At 42.8% G+C, this 4,064-nt stretch carries 3 protein-coding genes, 1 tRNA gene and 1 pseudogene; all 5 read left to right on the top strand.

Features of this window, described 5'->3' with window-relative positions:
• Nucleotides 1-462 (top strand): annotated as a pseudogene (locus ACYSNU_RS18790) (hypothetical protein); the annotation flags it as partial.
• A 468-nt stretch (nucleotides 463-930) separates the two neighbouring features.
• The gene (locus ACYSNU_RS18785) at nucleotides 931-2,193 is read left to right on the top strand and encodes a hypothetical protein (RefSeq protein WP_461738596.1); all 1,263 of its coding nucleotides are present in this window, start codon (nucleotides 931-933) and stop codon (nucleotides 2,191-2,193) included.
• A 55-nt stretch (nucleotides 2,194-2,248) separates the two neighbouring features.
• Nucleotides 2,249-2,647 (top strand): phage holin family protein, encoded by a 399-nt coding sequence (locus tag ACYSNU_RS18780; RefSeq protein WP_461738595.1) that lies wholly within the window; start codon nucleotides 2,249-2,251, stop codon nucleotides 2,645-2,647.
• Nucleotide 2,648: 1 nt separating this feature from the next.
• Nucleotides 2,649-3,677, top strand: a complete 1,029-nt coding sequence (locus ACYSNU_RS18775) for an N-acetylmuramoyl-L-alanine amidase (RefSeq protein WP_461738594.1) — start codon at nucleotides 2,649-2,651, stop codon at nucleotides 3,675-3,677.
• Nucleotides 3,678-3,719: 42 nt separating this feature from the next.
• A tRNA-Ile gene (locus tag ACYSNU_RS18770) sits at nucleotides 3,720-3,793 on the top strand.
• The last annotated feature ends 271 nt before the right edge of the window (nucleotides 3,794-4,064 follow it).

Genomic DNA, 4,064 nt, shown 5'->3' with positions numbered 1-4,064 from the left:
AAAGGGGACAAGGGAGACCGAGGCGACCAAGGTATTCAAGGCTTACAGGGTCCTCAAGGAACGCAAGGAGTCCGTGGTCCTACGGGTGCTGATGGGAAAACTCAATACACCCATATTGCTTACGCAGTCAACAGTTCAGGTGGTGGGTTCTCTCAATCGCCAACAGGTAAAACGTTTATCGGGATGTATGTTGATTTCACAGCAGAAGACTCAACAGACCCTAGCAAATATCTTTGGTCAAAATATGTAGGAGACCCGGGTGAAAAAGGGATTCCCGGTGCGGCTGGAACTGATGGTAAAACACCCTATTTTCACACAGCATGGGCAAACTCAGCAGATGGTAAGACAGATTTTAGTACCTCAGTTTCTGTAAATAAACTGTATATGGGAACATACACAGATTATACATCGGCAGATTCGACCGACCCTACAAAATATAGTTGGACAAAGGTTAAAGGAGACAATGCATACACGCACACTGCTTGGTCATGGTCACCTGACGGAACAGATAGGTTTACTACGGTTTATCCTAGGGAGAACCTACTTCCGGAGACTAAAAAATTATTATCAACAGCATGGGGGAGTAATACTAATCCAGATAATCCAACTCGAACCTATAATGAAAACGGATATGGGACGTCAGCATCCGTAAAAGGTGTGAATCCATCAACTTCATATACATTCGACTTCCTATCCTGCAATAAAGTAGATTTTTTAATACCAAGTACTTGGTATTCAGTAACATTTATGGCCCGAGGTACCGGAGAAGTGAGAACTTTCGTGTTTGCAAACGTGTCTGAAATTGTCATATCGTCTACTGGAACGTCAAATCGGCCAGATACCATGCTTATATGGCCTATGACTGAAACATGGACACGGTATACATTTAGATTTAAAACACTTTCTACTATTACCGGAACAAAATCCCTATTGTTTAGGCTTATGCAAGGCGGAAATAATTCGGCTGAGATATCCGAAATCGGTTTATTTAAACTGTCATCAGAAACTGATTCGGTGCCTCCTTATACACCGAAACCCTCAGAATATTTTGAAGATGCCTATCCACTTTACCAAGGCACATACTCGAACAACAACCCAGAAGCCTCTACCGAACCTTCGAAATACACTTGGTCTCGTATTTTAGGCCAAACTGGTCAAGATGGCACTGATGGGTTAAACGGTAAGGACGGCACAAATGGAAAAGACGGTGTAGGGATTGTTCCCGGCTCCACAGTTATCGACTACCAAGTCTCAAGTTCCGGCACAACGCCGCCAACTGGTACGTGGACGACTGCCATTCCTCAAATGAAGGCAGGGCAATATTTATGGACTAGAACAACGTTCACGTTTACCGACGGTACTAAGAAAAGCAATTACACTGTGGGCATGGCTGGTAAAGATGGGACTAGTGGGATTATTGTGTCTCAAACAGCGCCACAGTCACCGGAAGTCAATCAACTATGGCAAGACACTTCAGCGTCGCCTATCATGATAAAACGTTGGACAGGCAGTGCGTGGGTTGAGTGGGGAATGTCCATTGATAATCTAATTGTCGAAAATGTGGCCATTGAAAATGGCGTGTTCAAAACCTTGTCTGGTGTGGAGATTAATGCATCTAGATTTGTTAACACCTTTACGAAGGTTCCATTACCTAACAATTCTGGTAGTACGGCAACTGGTACGACAACGCTAGTCAATGGCGAGTTGAATTCTACTGGTTTAATAGACAATACATTTCCGATTCAGACGATATATAATCCAGTCGGATTAGATCAAGTAGCACTAAATCCAGACGGAAGTGTGCGTTTCAGGCAGCAGCTGACACAAGGGTTATTAATTCTTCAAGATTCAGTTGGCAACCAAGGTAGCTTGAGCTCTGAAGAAATAATGGATACTGGATGGGTTTATCAGACAGTCCTAACAGGGACAGGTAGTGTTGCGGTCCGGCGTCGATTCGGAAGGTGGTTAATTCTTCTAGATGGTTGGCGCCCAGCGGCATCAGGCCGAGAACAAAAAATTTTTACATTCCCTGCTGCTATGAATCCGAAACGACAACAGATGGTTTTAGCGGGAGCATGGAATCTACAAAGCACGTCTGAAAAATTTCAATTGAATGCGGACGGTGCATTTTATAGAATCACTGAGACTCAAGGACAGGTGGATTATCGCACCATTATTGAAGTATTTAGTTAATCTAAGACATGCTAAGGCAGGTCTTTTTATTTTGAGAAAAGAAAAGGTGGTAAAAATGGTGATAATTGATAACGCAAAGTTAATTATGGAATTCAGAATGTTGCTGAATAATGTCTATGTACAAATTCTTTTATGGCTGGTGTTAGCCGACATTGCATCTGGAATTGCGAAGGGCTTTAAGATAAAAGAAGCTGTAAGCAATAAAGGATTGCTTGGTATTGTTAAACACATGCTAGTAGTTTGTTTGGTCGTCGTGGCCTATCCGTACTTAAAAATATTAGGAATGGAAACGGTGGCCACATGGTTCGTATTCTTCTATATCGCTGTATATGGGATTTCTATTACGGAAAATCTAGGCCAATTGGGTGTACCTATCCCAAAATGGATTAAGAAACGTTTGGAAAAATTAAAAGATAGTGCGGATGACAATAACGGAAAGGAAGGTGAAGAATAATATGGCAGTAAGTCCTTTAGCAACCAAATTTAAATTTGAAAATTTTGGCGCTACCCGTTGGGGGAGTCGAGGAAACACGAAAGTGGATACGATTGTTGTCCACCACATGGCCACAACTAACTTCGATTCGGTACCCGGTGTTTGGGCGACTCGCAAGGCTTCAGCTCATTACGGCATTGGTCCTACTGGAGAAATTCGGGCCTACGTTGACGAAACTAAACGTGCATGGCATGCGGGTAATGAAAACAGCCGTTCAATCGGAATCGAGTGTTGCAATACTAGCGGAGCACCAAATTGGCTTGTCTCTGACGCGACTGTAACAGCACTTGTTGCCTTAATTCAAGACATCAAGAAGCGGTATAACATTACTCGAATTATTGGGCATCGTGACGGGGTGGGAGCAGCTACAGCTTGTCCGGGGCCTTCTCTATATCCACGCTTGCAAGAAATCCGAAATCGTGTTGCTGGACAAACTGTGGCGCCGCCGGCAAGCAGTAATTCCAATTCTTCAATCGAATATAATATTAAAGCTTGGAACAAGCAGCAAGTTGTAGATGTAAATGGCTTGCAAGTTCGAGTATCACCGACAAGTAAATCTGAATCAATCGATTCATTGAATAAAGGTTTTACCTTCAACGCAACTCGCATGGTCTCTAACGGCGAAACGGTGGAAGGATACTCTAGCTGGTTTGAAGTAAATGGCCGTGGTTGGGTATCAGGTGCATATGTCACACCAACGAATCAAAATAGCACTAGCTCAGTAGAACAAATTGCCGTAGATGGTTACTGGGGTGCTGCAACAACTCGCCGGATTCAACAAGTGCTTAAAATTGCGGTCGATGGTATAAAAGGTCCAGAAACATATAAAGCAATTCAGCGGAAAGTTGGCACTCCTGCCGATGGTATCATTGGTCCGAATACGATTCGAGCTATGCAAAAATATTTTGGTACTGTGCAAGACGGAGTTATCAGCGAACCTTCTCTAATGGTCAAAGCTATGCAGACTAGATTGAACCAGAATAAATTTTAAAACCAAAACAAGCCGCTGCTCTCGATTGAGTGGCGGCTAAACGTACCTTTAGCTCAGTCGGTTAGAGCAGACGGCTCATAACCGTCCGGTCGCAGGTTCGAGTCCTGTGAGGTACATAAAAAAAAGACAGCCGAAACCGGCTGCCTTGTCAAAGGACTGCACAAGTTTTCCGCCCTGTGCAGTGTGGCCGAGTGTACCAAATCTATATATAGTATTTTACAGTTTGTTAGCCACAGATAAATTATAGCATGAACAAAAAAAGATATATACTTCTTGAGAGTAGAATTTTTTACATAAATTTTACAACATTAAAATATATGGATGATATACTAAGTTAAGTCCCAAGCTGCACAAACTAAAAAGTTTTCTTCATTATCCCGTAATTGA

It is taken from the genome of Enterococcus sp. LJL120, assembly GCF_054871765.1.
Note: the sequence above shows the minus strand (reverse complement) of the source record. Positions and strands in the feature narration are given on the sequence as shown.

What these genes read in the sequence shown, in the direction of transcription:
- ACYSNU_RS18780 (WP_461738595.1), top strand. Translation starts at nt 2,249, where the DNA reads ATGGTGATAATTGATAACGCAAAGTTAATTATGGAATTCAGAATGTTG.
- ACYSNU_RS18775 (WP_461738594.1), top strand. Translation starts at nt 2,649, where the DNA reads ATGGCAGTAAGTCCTTTAGCAACCAAATTTAAATTTGAAAATTTTGGC.